The sequence below is a fragment of the Nitrospira sp. Kam-Ns4a genome (genome assembly GCF_965152595.1).
Genome location: NZ_OZ224218.1, coordinates 470,738 through 486,944, shown reverse-complemented (window position 1 = coordinate 486,944; position 16,207 = coordinate 470,738). Strand labels below are relative to the sequence as shown.

At 67.2% G+C, this 16,207-nt stretch carries 16 protein-coding genes; 15 read left to right on the top strand and 1 reads right to left on the bottom strand.

Going from position 1 to position 16,207, the window contains the following annotated elements:
• The first annotated feature begins 94 nt into the window (after positions 1 to 94).
• From ACWHYQ_RS02420 to queA, 9 genes are all read left to right on the top strand, one after another.
• Positions 95 to 775, top strand: coding sequence for a phosphatidylserine decarboxylase family protein (locus tag ACWHYQ_RS02420; RefSeq protein ID WP_447974166.1), 681 nt, complete (start codon positions 95 to 97; stop codon positions 773 to 775).
• The gene (gene pssA / locus ACWHYQ_RS02415) at positions 757 to 1,542 is read left to right on the top strand and encodes a CDP-diacylglycerol--serine O-phosphatidyltransferase (protein ID WP_447974165.1); all 786 of its coding nucleotides are present in this window, start codon (positions 757 to 759) and stop codon (positions 1,540 to 1,542) included. The genes ACWHYQ_RS02420 and pssA overlap by 19 nt, the downstream gene beginning before the upstream one ends.
• A gap of 298 nt (positions 1,543 to 1,840) precedes the next feature.
• Positions 1,841 to 3,394: a 2-isopropylmalate synthase gene (locus ACWHYQ_RS02410; protein WP_447974164.1), complete on the top strand. Its 1,554-nt coding sequence runs from the start codon at positions 1,841 to 1,843 to the stop codon at positions 3,392 to 3,394.
• Between the two features lie 55 nt (positions 3,395 to 3,449).
• Positions 3,450 to 4,526: a 3-isopropylmalate dehydrogenase gene (gene leuB, locus ACWHYQ_RS02405; protein WP_447974163.1), complete on the top strand. Its 1,077-nt coding sequence runs from the start codon at positions 3,450 to 3,452 to the stop codon at positions 4,524 to 4,526.
• A 2-nt stretch (positions 4,527 to 4,528) separates the two neighbouring features.
• Positions 4,529 to 5,746, top strand: a complete 1,218-nt coding sequence (locus tag ACWHYQ_RS02400; RefSeq protein WP_447974162.1) for an NHL domain-containing protein — start codon at positions 4,529 to 4,531, stop codon at positions 5,744 to 5,746.
• 63 nt (positions 5,747 to 5,809) lie between these two features.
• The gene (locus ACWHYQ_RS02395) at positions 5,810 to 6,823 is read left to right on the top strand and encodes an aspartate-semialdehyde dehydrogenase (protein WP_447974161.1); all 1,014 of its coding nucleotides are present in this window, start codon (positions 5,810 to 5,812) and stop codon (positions 6,821 to 6,823) included.
• A gap of 2 nt (positions 6,824 to 6,825) precedes the next feature.
• Positions 6,826 to 7,071, top strand: a complete 246-nt coding sequence (locus ACWHYQ_RS02390) for a DUF2905 domain-containing protein (protein ID WP_447974160.1) — start codon at positions 6,826 to 6,828, stop codon at positions 7,069 to 7,071.
• A gap of 2 nt (positions 7,072 to 7,073) precedes the next feature.
• A complete protein-coding gene (locus ACWHYQ_RS02385) occupies positions 7,074 to 8,255 on the top strand; it encodes a SpoIID/LytB domain-containing protein (protein ID WP_447974159.1) in 1,182 nt (393 codons plus the stop codon).
• Positions 8,255 to 9,274 (top strand): tRNA preQ1(34) S-adenosylmethionine ribosyltransferase-isomerase QueA, encoded by a 1,020-nt coding sequence (gene queA / locus ACWHYQ_RS02380; protein WP_447974158.1) that lies wholly within the window; start codon positions 8,255 to 8,257, stop codon positions 9,272 to 9,274. The genes ACWHYQ_RS02385 and queA overlap by 1 nt, the downstream gene beginning before the upstream one ends.
• 46 nt (positions 9,275 to 9,320) lie before the next feature.
• Here the strand turns inward: queA and ACWHYQ_RS02375 are convergent, their stop codons facing one another.
• Entirely contained in the window at positions 9,321 to 10,019 is a 699-nt protein-coding gene (locus ACWHYQ_RS02375) for a SurA N-terminal domain-containing protein (protein WP_447974157.1), read from the bottom strand.
• 179 nt (positions 10,020 to 10,198) lie between these two features.
• On the opposite strand from ACWHYQ_RS02375, the gene ACWHYQ_RS02370 reads away from it, so the two are divergent.
• The 6 genes from ACWHYQ_RS02370 (at position 10,199) to rodA (ending at position 16,204) form a co-directional block, all read left to right on the top strand.
• Positions 10,199 to 10,642: an RDD family protein gene (locus tag ACWHYQ_RS02370; protein ID WP_447974156.1), complete on the top strand. Its 444-nt coding sequence runs from the start codon at positions 10,199 to 10,201 to the stop codon at positions 10,640 to 10,642.
• 81 nt (positions 10,643 to 10,723) lie between these two features.
• Entirely contained in the window at positions 10,724 to 11,755 is a 1,032-nt protein-coding gene (locus ACWHYQ_RS02365; protein ID WP_447975508.1) for a rod shape-determining protein, read from the top strand.
• Positions 11,756 to 11,782: 27 nt separating this feature from the next.
• Positions 11,783 to 12,661, top strand: coding sequence for a rod shape-determining protein MreC (gene mreC, locus ACWHYQ_RS02360; protein ID WP_447974155.1), 879 nt, complete (start codon positions 11,783 to 11,785; stop codon positions 12,659 to 12,661).
• Positions 12,658 to 13,173 carry a rod shape-determining protein MreD gene (gene mreD, locus ACWHYQ_RS02355; RefSeq protein WP_447974154.1) on the top strand — a complete coding sequence of 172 codons (516 nt, stop codon included), beginning with the start codon at positions 12,658 to 12,660 and terminating at the stop codon, positions 13,171 to 13,173. Before mreC ends, mreD begins: the two co-directional genes overlap by 4 nt.
• Before the next feature lie 45 nt (positions 13,174 to 13,218).
• Positions 13,219 to 15,060 (top strand): penicillin-binding protein 2, encoded by a 1,842-nt coding sequence (gene mrdA, locus ACWHYQ_RS02350; RefSeq protein ID WP_447974153.1) that lies wholly within the window; start codon positions 13,219 to 13,221, stop codon positions 15,058 to 15,060.
• A gap of 22 nt (positions 15,061 to 15,082) precedes the next feature.
• Positions 15,083 to 16,204, top strand: coding sequence for a rod shape-determining protein RodA (rodA, locus tag ACWHYQ_RS02345; protein ID WP_447974152.1), 1,122 nt, complete (start codon positions 15,083 to 15,085; stop codon positions 16,202 to 16,204).
• The last annotated feature ends 3 nt before the right edge of the window (positions 16,205 to 16,207 follow it).

Genomic DNA, 16,207 nt, shown 5'->3' with positions numbered 1-16,207 from the left:
CAGCCGCCAACCTTCAGCGCACCGGCAGCCAGAAAATGCGGACGGGACCCGCCGGAAGCTGATTGCTAGGGGCTGAAGGCTGATCGTGAGAAGCATGGCGGACCGAGCCGTCGGGATTCCGATTGTCTGGGAAGGGGTGCCCTTCGTGGCGGCGGCCGGGGGCGCGGCAGCGGTCGCCGGCGTCCTGGGATGGGTTGCCCCGACCGTGCTGCTCGGAGCTGGAGCCCTGTTCGCCGCCTGGTTCTTCCGCAACCCGCGGCGCGTGCCGCCCAGTGATCCGCGCGCGGTCGTGGCCCCGGGCGACGGGCGCGTGCTCGCGATCGAGGAAGAATTCGAGCCGCGGTTTCTCAAAGACCGCGGGATCCGGATCAGCGTCTTCCTGAACGTGTTCGACGTGCACGTCAATCGGATCCCCTGCGATGGGACGGTCGCGGATGTGGCCTACCAGCCGGGCCGCTTCCTGGCGGCCAACCGGCCAGAGGCGACGGTGCACAACGAGCAGAATGCCTTGATGATCCGGACCGTGGACGGTTACAAGTTGGTGTGCGTCCAGGTGGCGGGGCTGATCGCGCGTCGGATCGTCTGTTGGGTCGAACCGGGCGAGACGGTCTCCCGCGGCGAGCGGTACGGGTTGATCCGGTTCGGCTCGCGGATGGACACCTTTCTGCCCCTGGGCGTCCGGGTACGGGTGGCCGTCGGCGACCGGGTGCGGGGGGGCGAGACGGTGCTGGCGGAGTTGCCGGAGGGGGGGCCGACATGCGCGGCGGGTTCCTGAAAGAGCCCCGGCGGCGGCGCGGGGTCTATCTGATTCCGAACCTGCTGACCACGGGGAACCTGTTCTGCGGCCTATACTCGATCCTGGCCGTCTTCAATGCGAACTATGTGGCGGCGGCCGTCGCGATCCTGGTCGCGCTGGTCTTCGACATGCTAGACGGGAAGTCTGCCCGCTGGACGAACAGCACGAGTCAGTTCGGCGTGGAGTACGATTCGCTCGCCGACCTGGTCTCCTTTGGCGTCGCGCCCGGCCTGTTGATCTACTCCTGGGCGCTGAGCGCGCACGGGATGGCGGGCGGGGCGGTGATGTTCGCGTTCATCGCCTGCGGCGCGCTCCGGCTGGCGCGGTACAACGTCATGTCGGCGACCTCGGAGAGCAAGTACTTCACCGGGCTCCCGATCCCGGCCGCGGCCAGCGTGCTCGCGACCCTGGTGATCTTCGACCACCACATCCTGCGGGTGGGGGCGGAAGTCAAGCCACTGCTGATCCTGGTGATGACCCTGGGGCTCGCGTTCCTCATGGTCAGTACGATCAAGTACCGGAGCTTCAAGGACCTCAAGTTCAAGGGCCGGCACTTCAACTACCTGGTTTGGGCCATCCTGGCGATCATGCTCGTGATGGCCTGGCCTCAGCTCATGCTGTTCCTGCTCTTCGTAGGCTATGCGCTGCTGGGGCCGGTCGAGCGCGGCGTGTGGGGGGTGGCCAAGGCCTTGGGTCGGAGAGGACCGGTTTCCCCGGAGCCGGCGACAGTGGAGACGAAGGACTGACGACCGTAACGACAGGACGCAAGGGCGCAGAAGAGGCGGAGTAGCATCGCGGACGGAGAGGGCTGGCGGGATCCGTTTCGCGGAAGCGACGCGGTGCGAGCTAGCCCGTCGGGTGCTGAACTCGCCTCGGAGCCGGATCCGTGAAGCGGGTCCAGCCTGCCCGGCGTGACAGGTCGAATGAAGGGCGGTCGGCCCCGTCGGGCGCCGGCCGCCGAATCAGGGTAGTCCCACGGAGCGCGACGAGCCTTCGTCCCTGGCCGGGAGGAAGGCTTTTCTATTTTGATGAGGAGAACGGGCCATGACGCGGACGATCCGGATCTTTGACACCACCTTGCGCGACGGGGAGCAGTCCCCGGGCGCCAGCATGAACGTCGAGGAAAAGGTGATGATCGCCAAGCAACTGGCCCGGCTCAATGTGGACATCATCGAGGCGGGGTTCGCCTACAGCTCGCCGGGCGACTTTGAGGCGATCCGGCGCATCGCCCAGGAGGTGGAGGGGCCGACGATCTGCAGCCTGGCACGGGCGCGGCCGGAGGACATTGACCGCGCCTGGGAGGCCCTCAAGGGGGCACCCAAGGTGCGCATCCACACGTTCCTCTCGACCTCCGACATCCACCTCATGCATCAATTCCGGATGACCCGGGAAGAGGCGCTCAAGCGGGCGGTCGAGATGGTGCAGCGCGCGCGGAGCTACGTCACGGACGTAGAGTTCTCCCCGATGGACGCGACGCGCTCGGACCCTGTCTTCATGCATGAGGTCTTGGAGGCGGTGATCGAGGCCGGTGCCGGGACCGTGAACATCCCGGATACGGTCGGGTACACGACCCCGCAGGAGTTCGGGCGTCTGATCCGGGGCATCCGCGAGAAGGTCCGCAACATTGCTCGGGCGGTGATTTCTGTGCACTGCCACAACGATCTCGGGCTCGCGGTCGCCAACTCGCTCGCCGCCGTGCTGGAGGGGGCCGGGCAGGTGGAGTGCACGATCAACGGGATCGGCGAGCGCGCCGGGAACGCCTCGCTGGAAGAGATTGTCATGGGCCTGCGCACCCGCAAGGATTTCTACGGGGCGGACACCGGCGTCCGCACCGAAGAGATCACCAAGACGAGCCGGCTGGTGAGCAAGGTCACGGGCATGGTCGTCCAGCCGAACAAGGCGATTGTGGGGGCAAACGCGTTCGCGCACACCTCCGGGATCCATCAGGACGGGCTGCTGAAGGAGAAGAGCACCTACGAGATCATGCGGCCCGAGTCGGTCGGGCTGGTCCAGAGCAAGCTCGTCATGGGCAAACTCTCGGGCCGACACGCCTTCCGGACCAAGCTGGAGGAACTGGGTTACAAGCTGAGCGAGGCGGAACTCAACCGCGCCTTCGAGCGATTCAAGCGGCTGGCCGATCAGAAGAAAGAGATCTACGAGGAGGATCTGGAAGCGATCGTCTCCGAGGAGATCGCCAAGGTCCCGGAGCGCTACGTGCTCAAGCGCCTTTCCGTCGAGAGCGGCACCGACAGGGTGCCGACGGCCCAGGTGGAGCTGGAGATAGACGGGAAGCTCGTCGCGCAGACCGGGACAGGCGACGGGCCGGTGGACGCGGCCTACCGGACCATTGCGGCGATGACCCGGACCAAGAGCCGGCTCCTGATGTACGCGGTTGAGGCGATCACGGGCGGTACGGAGGCGCAGGGCGAGGTGTCGGTGCGGGTCGAGGAGGGCGGCAAGACCACGACCGGCCACGGGGCCGACACGGACATCATCGTGGCCTCCGCGAAGGCCTATCTGAACGCGCTCAACAAGCTGGCCTTCTGGGCTTCCAAGCACTTCGATCCGGAGCGGAAGGCTGGCTTGATTTGGCAGTAGGTGCGGGATACAGTGACACGGAACGCGGCAGGATGCGCACACCAGGGAGCGGCGCGTGAAGGTAACGATCGCGGTCTTGGCGGGCGACGGGATCGGGCAGGAGATCGTGCCCGAGGCGTTGAAGGTGTTGAAGGCGGTCGGCGAGCGCTTCGGGCATGAGTTCGACTGTGTGCCTGGCGACGTGGGCGGCCGCGCCATTGACAAGGTCGGCGTCCCCCTGCCGCAGGAGACCTTGGCCCTCGCGAAGCGCAGCGACGCGGTGCTCCTGGGGGCGGTCGGCGGCCCCAAGTGGGAAGGGCTCGACTACAGCATGCGGCCCGAGCGGGCGCTGCTTGGCCTCCGGGAGCAGCTCGGGCTCTTCGCCAACCTGCGGCCCGCCAAGCTCTACCCCGTGCTCGCGGACGCCTCGACGCTCAAACGGGAGGTCATCGAGGGCATTGACCTGCTCGTGGTCCGGGAGCTGACGGGCGGGATCTATTTCGGGAAGCCGAAAGGGATCGAGCAGGCGCCAGAGGGCGAGCGGGGGATCAACACGGAGGTCTACACCACCGCGGAGATCCGGCGCATCGCCAAGGTCGCGTTCGAGGCGGCTCGGAAGCGCCGGCGCAAGGTGACCTCCGTGGACAAGGCGAACGTGCTCGAGTCGTCTGAGCTGTGGCGGCGCGTCGTTACCGACGTGCACCGCGACTATCCCGACGTCGAGCTGACCCACATGTACGTGGACAACTGCGCGATGCAGTTGATCCGCAATCCCCGGCAGTTCGACGTCCTCGTGACGACGAACCTCTTCGGCGACATTCTGAGCGACGAGGCCGCGATGCTGACCGGCTCGATCGGGATGCTCCCCTCGGCGAGCCTCGGCGCCTACAAGGCGCTCTACGAGCCGATCCACGGGAGCGCGCCGGACATCGCCGGGAAGAATCTGGCCAACCCGATCGCGACGATCGCGTCGGTCGGCATGATGCTGAGCTACACCTTCAAACTGGACAAGGAGGCGGAGGCGGTCGAGCGCGCCATCCTGCAGGTGCTCGACGCAGGCTACCGGACGAAGGACATCTACAGCCCCGGCACGACGCTGGTCGGCACGATGCAGATGGGTGACGCGATCGCCGCGCGCATCCGGGAGCGCTGAGCATGCTCGCCGGCGCCGCGCTCCACCTGATCCGCCCCAGGACGATCGGGACGCTAGCTGGGACCGGGGAGCCCGGCTATGCGGGCGACAGCGGCCCGGCGACGGCGGCCCGGCTGAATGAGCCCAAGAGTCTGGCCCTCGACGGCCGTGGCCACCTGTACATCGCCGACGCCGAAAACCACGTGATCCGGCGGGTGGACCTCAAGACCGGGCTCATCGTCACGGTGGCGGGGCGCCCACCGGAGGCCGACGAGGGAATCTCCCGGCCGATCGAGGTGGTGCCTGCGAGTGGGAAGGACGACGATCCGCTGGCCGATCCGCCGCCGATGCCCCAGGGCCGGGTTGCCCAGCTTGCCGACCTGAGCGGGACCGTCCGGTTCGTCGTCGGATCGGCCGCTGGGGGGCGATTTCACGGGGACGGCGGCCCGGCGGTGGACGCGGTGCTCCATTTCCCCTCGGCCGTCGTGGTGGACGGGGAAGGCCACCTGTACATCGCCGACACGATGAACCATCGGGTCCGGCGAGTGGATGCGGCGACCGCGGTCATCACCACCGTGGCGGGCACCGGTCAGCGGCGGTGCTCCGGCGACGGCGGGCCGGGGACGGCCGCCGCGCTCAACGAGCCGGCGGCGCTGGCGCTGGATGGGCGTGGCGGGCTCTACATCGCGGACCAGAGCAACAACCGGGTCCGCCGGCTGGACCTCGCGACGGGGATCATCACGACGGTCGCGGGCACCGGGGAGGCGGCCTACTCGGGCGACGGTGGCCCCGCGGCCGCGGCGGCGCTCGCGGGGCCGAGCGGGTTAGCGGTCGGTCTGGACGGCGCGCTCTACATCGCCGATACGTTCAACGGCCGCATCCGGAAGGTCGAGCCCGGAACCGGCGTAATCAGCACGGTGGCGGGCGACGGGAGCGAATATCGCTACCAGGGGCGTCCGGGGGAGTTCTCGACGAGCGTCTCGCGCCCCTATGGGATCGCGGTCGAGCCGGCAGGACACGTGCTCCTGACCGACTCCGACAGCCATCTGATCCGGCGCTGGGACTGCCGGAAGCGGATTATCACCGTCGTGGCCGGGAATGGGCTCGCCCGGTTCGCGGGAGACGGCGGACCGCCAGGCGAGAGCAGCCTGAACTATCCCTTCGGCGTCGCTGTGGACATCGCGGGGAACATCTACATTGCCGACACGTTCAATCACCGGATCCGGATGATCGCTGCCTGACGACAAAGGCAAAAGTAAAAAGGTCCCCACGAATTTTCACTTTTGCCTGGATGAGGAGAACTGATGCTGACGAAGAAAGCGGCGTACAAGGTGGCTGTCGTCGGCGCCACCGGAGCGGTCGGGGCTGAGATGATCGAGGTGCTCGAGGAGCGGAAGTTTCCGGTCGAGACCCTGGTCCCGCTGGCCTCCGCGCGCTCGGCGGGCGGCTCCGTCGCCTTTCGCGGCGCCGACGTGACTGTCGGGCTGCTGAACCGGGACTCCTTCAACGGGGTGGACATCGCCCTGTTTTCGGCCGGCAGTGACGTTAGCCGAGAGTTCGCGCCGATCGCCGTGAAGGCCGGCGCGGTTGTCATTGACAACAGCGCGGCCTGGCGGATGGACAAGGCGGTGCCGCTCGTCGTCCCCGAAGTCAACCCGCACGACGTTCAGTGGCAGCAGGGCATCATTGCCAATCCCAACTGCTCGACGATCCAGATGGTCGTGGCCCTGAAGCCGCTCCATGATCGGGCCCGAATCCGGCGGGTGGTCGTGACCACGTTCCAGTCGGTCTCGGGCACGGGCAAGGAGGCGATGGACGAGCTGCTCGAGCAGTGCCGGGCTCTGCTGAGCTTCCGCCAGCCGCAGCCGAAGGTCTACCCGTTCCAGATCGCCTTCAACTGTCTGCCGCACATTGACGAGTTTCTCCCGTCGGGCTATACGAAGGAGGAGATGAAGCTCGTCCACGAGACGCGGAAGATCATGGGCGACGAGTCCATTCAGGTGACGGCCACGACGGTCCGGGTGCCCGTCTACGTCGGCCACTCGGAGTCGGTCAACATCGAGACCGAGCGGCCGCTGACGGCCAACGAGGCCCGGGCGATCCTTTCGACCGCGCCCGGGGTGCAGCTCTACGACGATCCCGAGCGGAAGGTCTATCCGATGCCGCTCGATGTCGCGGGCAAGGACGACGTCTATGTCGGCCGGATTCGCCAGGACGAGTCCATCCCCAACGGGCTGAACCTTTGGATCGTGGCCGACAACCTCAGGAAAGGGGCGGCGCTGAACGCGGTCCAGATCGCCGAGCTGCTCGTGAGGTGAACATGGCCGAGTGGAGCGGCTTGGGGAAAGCCCTCATCGCCCTCGGGGCGCTGATCGCGCTCGTTGGCGCCCTGTTGCTGCTCGCCGCCAAGCTGCCGACCCTCGGCGGGGGGCTCGGCTGGCTGGGGCGGCTGCCGGGCGACATCTTCATCAAGCGGGACAACTTCACCTTCTACTTTCCTCTGACGACCAGTCTGTTGATCAGCGTGATCGTGAGCCTGTTCGTGTATCTCTTGTCCCGGCGGTAGCCATGGCGCGGTGCGGACCGATCTGGCTCTGGGCGGGTGTGGTGGTCGCGGTCGCGGCGGGTCCGGCCCGCGGCAGCCAGGACATCCGCGTGTTGCTCTTCGAGGACGCCGGTCGGGTCGTGGTTTCTGCTGACCGCGGGGTTGTCGCGCGGGTGCCGCCTGGCACGGAGCGGACGTTCCGTAGTCCCCTGGTCGTCGCGGTGGAGCACGGCAAGCTGACCGTCAACGGTGGGGCCCTCCGCGCGGACCGCGTCGTGTTGCGGGGCCAGCAGGACGAACTGACGATCACGGTGACTGGGGGCCCGGGCAGGAACACCCCGCAGGCGCATGTGCCGCCCGCCGGGCCTCTGGTGGTGGCCGGCCAGGTCCGGATCGTCGCCCGCGGCAAGGGGCTCTCGGTGATCAACGACGTGGACCTGGAGGAGTACGTCAAGGGCGTCGTGCCCTCCGAGATGAACTCCGCCTGGCACCTGGAGGCTCTGAAGGCCCAGGCCATCGTGGCGCGCACGTACGCGCTGTACCAACGGCGCACCGCGGCGGGGCGGGACTACGATCTGGTGGCCAGCACGCAGGACCAGGTCTACCGCGGGCGGTCCCAGCGCGACGAGCGCGTCGCGCTGGCGGTGGAGGCGACGCGCGGCCTGGTGTTGACCTACGAGCGCGAGCCCATCCTCGCCGCGTTCTCCTCGACCGCGGCCGGACTGACCGAGGACGCGGTCAATGTCTGGGCCAAGGACCTGCCCTATTTGAAGGGGGTGGAGTGCCCCTTCGACGTGAATTCTCCCTATTACCAGTGGCGGGCCGAGCTTCAGCTCACCGACGTCGAAGAAGCGCTGCGCCAGCAGGGGTTCGTCGTCGGAACCATTGCGACGCTGACGCCGGCCGCGTACAGCCGGGCCGGCCGTGTGACCCGGCTTCGGATCCTCCACTCGGGAGGCGAGCTGGTCCTGCGCGGCGAGGAGCTTAGGAAGGCCTTGGGCTACACGGTGATCCCGAGCACCCAGTTCGACGCGCGGTTGGCGGGGCCGTCCGTGGTGTTCGCCGGCCGGGGCGCCGGCCATGCCGTCGGACTCTGCCAGTGGGGCGCGAAGGAAATGGCCGCGCTCGGCTACGCTTTCCCGGTGATCCTCCGCTATTATTTCCCCGGCACCGAGCTGGCGCCCTGGCCGCCGCGCAAGCCTTGATGCTGCTCAGCGAGTTTGATTTCCCCTTCGATCCCACCCTGATCGCCGATCGTCCTGTTGAGCCGCGGGACCAAGCCCGGCTGCTGGTGGTTCCCCGGGGAGGCGGGGCCTGCTCGCATCACCGTGTGGCCGATCTCCCCGCATTGCTGAGGCCCGGGGATCTGCTGGTCGTCAACGACACCAAGGTCCTGCCAGCGCGCCTCATCGGCCGGAAGCGCCCGCAGGGCGGACGGGTGGAGCTGCTGGTGCTTGCGTGCGGGGACACCGGTACTGGGGAGGCGCTGGTCAAGGGGCGGCTGCGGCCCGGGCAGATGATTGACCTCGGGACCGGCGCCGTCCTGACCGTGTTGGGATCAGGCTCGGTCCCCGGAACCGTGCGGGTGTCGAGCAGCCGGCCGCTGCGCGAGCTGGTGTGGGAGGTCGGGCAGGTCCCGCTCCCGCCCTATATCAAGCGGCCGCCGACGCCGGAGGACCGCAACTGGTACCAGACGATCTTCGCGCGCGAGGAAGGGGCCGTGGCCGCGCCCACGGCGGGCTTGCACTTCACGGACTCGCTCCTGCAGGCCCTCCGGGATCGCGGTGTGGACAGGGTCTCGGTCACGCTCCACGTGGGCCCGGCGACGTTTCGGCCCGTGACGGCCGAGCGGATCGAGGAGCACGTCATGGGCATGGAGCGGTACGTGATCGCGCCCGAGGTTGCCGCCGCGATCAACCGGGCGAAGGCCGAGGGGCGGCGCGTCCTCGCCGTTGGCACGACGGTCGTGCGGGCGCTGGAGTCCGCGGCCAGCGCGTCCGGAGCGGTGGCCGCCGGCGAGGCCGAGACCAACCTGTTCATCACGCCCGGCTACCGCTTCCGGATCGTGGATGCCTTCATGACCAACTTCCACCTGCCACGCACGACCTTGCTGATGCTGGTCTCGGCCTTCGCCGGCCTGGAGCGGCTGCGGGAGGCCTACCGGGAGGCAGTCCGGGCGCGCTATCGGTTCTACAGTTACGGGGATGCGATGCTGATTCTGTGAGGGCTGAGCGCTTCCTGCTGACGGCAGACCGCCGATGGCTGTCCGCTCAGAGATATTCCTTGCGGATCTGAATGGGGATTCTGGCTTTGAGGGCCTCCTTGTACGCGGCGATGGCGCGCTGCTGCTTCTGGAAGAGGAAATCCTGCAGGATCCGTTCGTTCGCCGAAGGACCGGCGTCTGGCTCGGCTTGAGCCTGCCGAACCGTCAGCGCCTGCGCCTCCGCGATCTCGGCAGGGGTCAATGCCACCGAATCCCGGATGACGGTCCGCGCCTTCTCGGCTAGCAACTCGACGCGGTGGAGCGCCTCAAAGCTGGCCGGGGTCAGCCGGTTGGCGGCGAGGATCCGCTTGTACAGCTCGGGGTCGAACTTGCCGTTCCGCTGGAACTCCTCGATCTTGAGAATGGAGTCGCGCAGCTCGTCGGCGGAGACGCTCAGGCCCAGCTCCTTGGCGGCGATGGTCCAGATCTTCCCCTCGACCAGGCTCTCGATGACGAACTGCTTGAGCGAGTCCTCTTTGAATTCACCCTGGACCTTGTCCCGGTAGAACCGGTAGGTGCTTTCGTAGGTGCGCCGGTATTCGTCCCGGCTGATCGTCAAATCCCCGACAGAGGCCACGGCGTTGGACTCCTGCTCCGTGAACCCCCACCAGCCCATGGTGATGACGAAGGCGACCGCGAGCAGGCCCATGATGGTCTTGAGCAGCCACGGGTACTTGCGCGCGCTTTCGCGCATCAGCTTGATCATGGAAACCCCTCAATGCCTGCCGCGAAAACGGAGCTGATTCTACCCGTCGTCTCTGCGAAAACGCAAGGGTTCCAGAAGCGGGCTTGGCCCGTTTCCCGAGAAAAGCCGCTCTGTTTGTGCAGAGGCATTAAATTTGTTATACTGATCCGCTAATTACGCGGGAGATTGGGGAAAACCGTGTGGAGCCAACCCCACTAGCCCTGGGGGTGATTCCCAAGGCGCAAGTCCTTAATCGGTTCATTGCGAAGCTGGTGGATGCCATTATCGTGGCCGCCGTGAGTCAGTTCGCCCCGCCCGTCGGCTGGTTGGCGGGGCTGACGTATGTGCTGATCGCAGACGGGTTTTCAGGAGGGCGGAGCATCGGCAAACGGTTGATCGGGCTGCAGACCGTCATCTGGCTGACCAAGGAAGCCGCGGGCTTCAAGGAGTCCATCATCCGGAACCTTCCCCTCGCGCTGGCATACCTGTTCTTCCCCATCCCCTTTATCGGGTGGGCGATCGCCTTTGTCATCACGGCTTTTGAAGCGCTGCTCATCATCGGAAACGCGCAGGGACTCCGGTTGGGGGATGAGATTGCGCGCACGCAGGTGCTGGACATCGGGGATCTCGATCGGCCGGACTGAGGCGGGTCGGCTCCTCGGAGCGGCCGCACGCTGCGGGCGCCGGGTTGACGAAAGGACAGGCGCGTGGGGCTGACAGGCGATATCCTCGGCTGGTTTTCCAACGACCTTGCCATTGACCTCGGGACCGCGACGACGCTGGTCTACGTGAAGGGCAAGGGGATCGTCCTCAACGAGCCCTCCGTCGTGGCCGTCGAGAAACGGACCGAGAAAGTGCTCGCGGTCGGCGCGGAGGCGAAGAAGATGCTCGGCCGGACCCCGGGCAACATCGTGGCGATCCGCCCGATGAAGGAAGGGGTCATCGCGGACTTCGAGATGGCCGAGCGGATGCTCAAGTACTTCATCACGAAGGCGCACAACCGCAGCACCTTCGTCCGACCGCGCATCATCATCGGTGTGCCGTCCCGGATCACCCAGGTCGAGCAGCGCGCGGTCCGCGACTCGGCGGAGTTGGCCGGGGCCCGGGAAGTGTATCTGATCGAGGAGCCGGTCGCCGCGGCGATCGGCGCGGGGCTCCCGATCACGGAGCCGTCCGGCAACATGGTGGTGGATGTTGGGGGTGGCACCACCGACATCGCCGTGATCTCGCTCGGCGGTATCGTCTACAGCGAGTCTGTCAAGGTGGCGGGCGACCGCATGGACGACGCGATCATGAACTACGTCAAGAAGAAGTACAACATCCTGATCGGTGAACATATGGCGGAGCGGGTCAAGGTCGAGATCGGCTCGGCCTATCCGCTCGAAGAGAAAAAGACGATGATGATCAAGGGGCGGGATCTGATCTCGGGCATCCCCCGCACGCTCATGGTGGATGACGCCGAGATCCGAGAAGCATTGCAGGAGCCGATCGGCACGATTGTCAACGCGATCAAGGTGGCGCTGGAAAACACGCCGCCGGAGCTGGCTGGGGACATCATTGATCGTGGCATCGTGCTCACCGGGGGCGGGTCCCTGCTCAAGGGCATGGACACCCGCTTTCGCGAGGAGACCAACCTGCCCATCATCACGGTAGACGATCCGCTGACCTCCGTCGTCCTGGGGGTCGGGAAGATCCTCGACGAGCTGGATCTCCTCCGAAAGGTCTCGGTCATGTCGCAGTGCAGCAGTTCCCGCTAAGGACCCCATCCCGCGTTGCGGATGGCCATGTTGCGTTCGACATCCGGAGCTAGGCGGGCAACGCTGATCCTGTTCGGGCTGCTGCTCGCCCTGGTGTTTGTGCTGCCTCACCAGGGCCGGGCTCTGCTGCAGCGCCTCGGCCATCCGCTCGCCTGGGTCGTCGCCTATCCTGTCAACCTCCTAGCGGACCTGAACCGCAGCCTCGCCGAAGCCTGGGACGGGTACATCGCCCTGCGCCGGGTGCATGAGGAGAACCGGCGGCTGCGCCAGGAGCTCGCCGCGCTGCAGGGACAGCTCGGCGAGCTGCGGGAGAGCGCTGCGGCGGCGCAGCGGCTGGCGTCGCTGCTCGAGTTCAAGACGTTCGTCGCGCCCCAGACGGTCGCCGCACAGGTCGTCGGGCGCGACTCGACCAACTGGTTCCGCGGGCTGGTTCTGAACAAAGGTGAGCGCGACGGCGTGCGGGTGGAGATGGGCGTGATCACGCAGGCCGGGGCGGTCGGCCGCATCGTCAAGACGACGCCGTCTACCTCGGTCGTCCTGTTGATCAATGACCCCAACAACGCGGTGACGGGGCTGATCCAGCGCACCCGCGACGAGGGCATCGTCGAGGGAACGCCCGCGAAGCGGGCGCGCATGAAGTACATCCCCCTCCTCTCCACGGTCCGCGAGGGCGACCTCGTTGTGACCTCGGGGTTGGGCGGGGTCTTCCCCAAGGGGCTGCCGATCGGCACCGTCGCCCGCATCGAGAAGGCCGAGGGCGAGCTGTTCCAGTCGGCCGAGCTCGTGCCCGCCGTGGATTTCGCCAAGCTGGAGGAGGTGCTCGTGGTCACGTCGGTGCTTCCTGCCGAGGGTGGCGGCGAGCCTGCTGGGAGTCCGGCCGCGTCGGACCGGGGAGGGCGGCCGTGAAGGCGATCCTGTATGTGCTGCTGGTGGTGGGGCTGGTGCCGCTCCAAACCACGGTGCTCAACCACGTGAGCGTGTTGGATGTCCGGCCGGACCTGTGCTTGATCGCGGCGTGCCTCATCGGGTTCTTGGCCGGAGAGACGGAAGGCTTGCTGATGGGGATCGCGCTGGGGTTCGTCCAGGATCTGTTCTCGGCCGGCGCCTGGGGGCTCAACCTGGCCGAGAAGGGTGCGGTCGGGTTCCTGGCCGGCGTTCTGTGGCGGCAGATGGCCAATCCGACGGCCCCGGCGATCCTGCTAGCTGTGCTGGGGCTCTCGCTGTTCTCCGGAACGGTCTTCCTTGCGGCGCTCCGGATCGGGGGCGACCTGCCCGATCCCTTGTTCGCGGCGCGCGCGGTGGCGGTGCCGCAGGCCCTGTTCGACGGAGCGCTGGGGGCAGGCCTGTACTGGCTGCTCATGGCGTGGAGGCGGAGGCGCCTGGCGGCGAGCGGTGAGGTCCCGCGTCTCGGTCGGTAGTGGGGGCGTGGCCGGGGTTGGACGGTCCCGGAGTGGAAGGCACGCATGGCAGAGTACGGGGCATCGCACGAGGACTTGTGGGAGCTGCAGCGCCGCCTCACGATCCTCAAGGTCGGCGTCGTCCTCGTGTTGCTGCTCCTGGGGCTCCGCGCAGCCCAGCTCCAGATCCGGGAGGGGGCGTACTACCGGGAGCTGTCGGAGGACAACCGGACCCGATCGGTTCTTCTGGAGCCGGCGCGGGGGCTGATCTACGACCGTAACGGGGTGCTGCTCGCGAACAACGTCCCGAGCTTCGGGCTGTACGTGACGCTGGAGGATGTCAAGGACCAGCGGGCATTGGTCAAGAAGCTGGTAGATCTGCTCGGGCTCGACGAAGCGGTGCTGCGGGCCAAGCTGGCCCAGCATCGCCGGCGGCTGACGCCAGTGAAACTCAAGGACGGCCTCACCCTGCGAGAGGCCGCGCTCGTGGAGTCGCACCGGCTTGATCTGCCCGGAGTCATGATCCAGGCCCAGTCGAAGCGGAACTACCCGGCCGGAAGCGTGGCTGCGCATCTCGTCGGCTATGTCGGTGAGGTCTCGGCGGAACAGTTGGAGCAGGACGAAACCGGGGAGCTCCACCAGGGCAGCATCGTCGGGCAGTACGGGGTGGAAAAGACCTTCGACCGGGTGCTCAGGGGGCATCCCGGGCAGAAGACCATCGAAGTCAACGCGCTCGGCCACGAGAAGCGGACAGTCTCGGTGGAACGGCCGAGGGCGGGCGACGACCTGTATCTGACGATTGATATCCGGCTGCAGCGGCTGGCGGAAAGCCTGCTCGGTGGGGAGGCCGGCGCGATCGTGGCGCTCGATCCGCGGAACGGGGAAATACTGGCCATGGCCAGCCGCCCGGCCTTCGACCCGAACGTGCTCTCGCGCGAGCTGACCGGCCAGCAGTGGGCGGCCATCGTGCGGGACGAGGGGCACCCGCTGACGAACCGGGCCACGCAGGGGCAGTATCCGCCTGGCTCGACGTTCAAGATCGTCATGGCCGCGGCGGCGCTCGACACCAGCACGATCACCCCGGCGACCAAGGTGCGCTGCACGGGGGGCTACCAGTTTGGCAAGCGGCTGTTTCGGGACTGGAAGGCGGGCGGGCACGGCGCGATGGACGTCTCCCAGGCCCTCGCCCAATCCTGCGACGTTTTCTTCTACACTGTGGGGCAGCGTCTTGGAATTGACACGATCGCCGCGTATGCCAGCCAGTTCGGGCTGGGCCGCGAGACCGCCGTCGAGCTGCCCTCCGAGCGGATCGGGATCGTGCCCTCAACGAGCTGGAAGGTCAAGGCGCGGGGGGAGCCCTGGTTCCCCGGCGAGACGATCTCCGCTTCCATCGGGCAGGGCTATGTGACCGTGACCCCCCTGCAGATGGCCCAGCTCATCGCTGCGGTGGCCAACCAGGGCCGGAAGTATCGGCCCCGCGTCGCGCGCGCCATCATGGAGCGCGACACCGGCGCCGTGCGCGCGCTGCCGGCGGCGCCTGCGGAAGTGTTGACGGTCAAGCCGGACGTACTGGAGGTGATCCGGCGGGCGCTGGCCGATGTCGTGACGAAGGGCACGGCGACGCGCGCCCGCTCGTCCCTGGTGGCGATCGCGGGCAAGACCGGGACAGCGCAAACCGCGGCGCTCCGGACCGGCTCGGAGGACCAGGTGCCGAAAAAGCTCCGCGACCACGCCTGGTTCGTCGCCTACGCGCCGACCGACGAGCCCCGGATTGCTGTGGCGGTCCTGGTCGAGCACATGGGCCATGGAGGGACGGCGGCCGCGCCGCTGGCGAAGCAGTTGATCGAGGCGTACGTCGGACTGCAGACGGCGGGTGCCGGAGCGCCGGGCTGGGCGGAGTCGCTGTGAGGAGTCGCCGTGGGGAACCGCTGTGATTGACCGCGTCGCAGACAGCCGGGCAGTGGACAGCTTCGAATGGCGCTTCTTCGCGCTCGTGACGGCGATCCTTGCCGTCGGCGTCCTGTCCATTCACAGTGCGACCCACGCGCATCAGGCCGGCGGCATTCCCCTGTACCTGAAGCAGCTCGCCTGGATTGCGATTGGCGCGCTGGCGTTCATCGTCATGCTGCTGGTGGACTACCACGAGATCTGCCGGCTCTCGTACGTACTCTACGGGATCGTGCTCGCGCTGCTGGTCCTCGTGCTGATGGCCGGCAAGACCAGCCGTGGGGCGCAGCGGTGGTTTCCGATCGGGCCCTTCGCCTTCCAACCCTCGGAGTTCGCCAAGCTGGTGCTGGTCCTGGTGCTGGCGCGCTACTACGCGAGCCGGCCGCGCGAAGGCTGGCTGCAGCGCGTGGTGCTGCCCGGGCTCATCATGCTGCCGGGCCTGCTCCTGATCCTCAAGCAGCCCGATCTGGGGAGCGGCCTCAGCTATCTGGCCATCTTTGTCGCGCTGGTCCTCCTGGTCGGCATCCGCTCCCAGGCGCTGGGGATCCTGCTGCTGGTCTCGCTGATGCTGTTCCCCTTCGCTTGGGAGATGGCCTGGAGCTCCTTGCACGACTACCAGCGGGAACGGATCATGACGTTCGTGGACCCTGACTACGATCCGGCCGGCAAGGGGTACCACGGGCTCCAGTCGCGCATCGCCATCGGATCGGGGGAGCTGCTCGGAAAGGGTCTGTACGGCGGGACGCAGAGCCAGTTGAAGTTTCTGCCCGAAGGACACACGGATTTCATCTTTGCGGTGTTTGCGGAGGAATGGGGGTTCCTCGGCGTGGTCGTGCTCCTGGCGCTCTTCCTGGGGCTGTTCCTGCTCGCGATGGAGATCGCGTCGAAGGCCAAAGACATGCTCGGATCGCTGCTCGCGGCCGGGGTAGTCGCCATGCTCGGCTTCTGCGTCCTGGTCAACATCGGCATGACGACGGGCGTCTTCCCGATCGTGGGGATTCCGCTGCCGCTGATGAGCTACGGAGGAAGCGCGACCGTCACGACGCTGGCTGCGCTGGGGCTGCTCTTGAACGTCAAGCGGCGACGCCTGACGTTGTTCTACTGAGTG

What these genes read in the sequence shown, in the direction of transcription:
- mrdA (WP_447974153.1), top strand. Translation starts at nt 13,219, where the DNA reads ATGGCAGAGTACGGGGCATCGCACGAGGACTTGTGGGAGCTGCAGCGC.
- ACWHYQ_RS02375 (WP_447974157.1), bottom strand. Translation starts at nt 10,019, where the DNA reads ATGATCAAGCTGATGCGCGAAAGCGCGCGCAAGTACCCGTGGCTGCTC.
- queA (WP_447974158.1), top strand. Translation starts at nt 8,255, where the DNA reads ATGCTGCTCAGCGAGTTTGATTTCCCCTTCGATCCCACCCTGATCGCC.
- ACWHYQ_RS02395 (WP_447974161.1), top strand. Translation starts at nt 5,810, where the DNA reads ATGCTGACGAAGAAAGCGGCGTACAAGGTGGCTGTCGTCGGCGCCACC.
- pssA (WP_447974165.1), top strand. Translation starts at nt 757, where the DNA reads ATGCGCGGCGGGTTCCTGAAAGAGCCCCGGCGGCGGCGCGGGGTCTAT.
- mreC (WP_447974155.1), top strand. Translation starts at nt 11,783, where the DNA reads ATGTTGCGTTCGACATCCGGAGCTAGGCGGGCAACGCTGATCCTGTTC.
- ACWHYQ_RS02390 (WP_447974160.1), top strand. Translation starts at nt 6,826, where the DNA reads ATGGCCGAGTGGAGCGGCTTGGGGAAAGCCCTCATCGCCCTCGGGGCG.
- ACWHYQ_RS02385 (WP_447974159.1), top strand. Translation starts at nt 7,074, where the DNA reads ATGGCGCGGTGCGGACCGATCTGGCTCTGGGCGGGTGTGGTGGTCGCG.
- ACWHYQ_RS02420 (WP_447974166.1), top strand. Translation starts at nt 95, where the DNA reads ATGGCGGACCGAGCCGTCGGGATTCCGATTGTCTGGGAAGGGGTGCCC.
- ACWHYQ_RS02400 (WP_447974162.1), top strand. Translation starts at nt 4,529, where the DNA reads ATGCTCGCCGGCGCCGCGCTCCACCTGATCCGCCCCAGGACGATCGGG.
- ACWHYQ_RS02410 (WP_447974164.1), top strand. Translation starts at nt 1,841, where the DNA reads ATGACGCGGACGATCCGGATCTTTGACACCACCTTGCGCGACGGGGAG.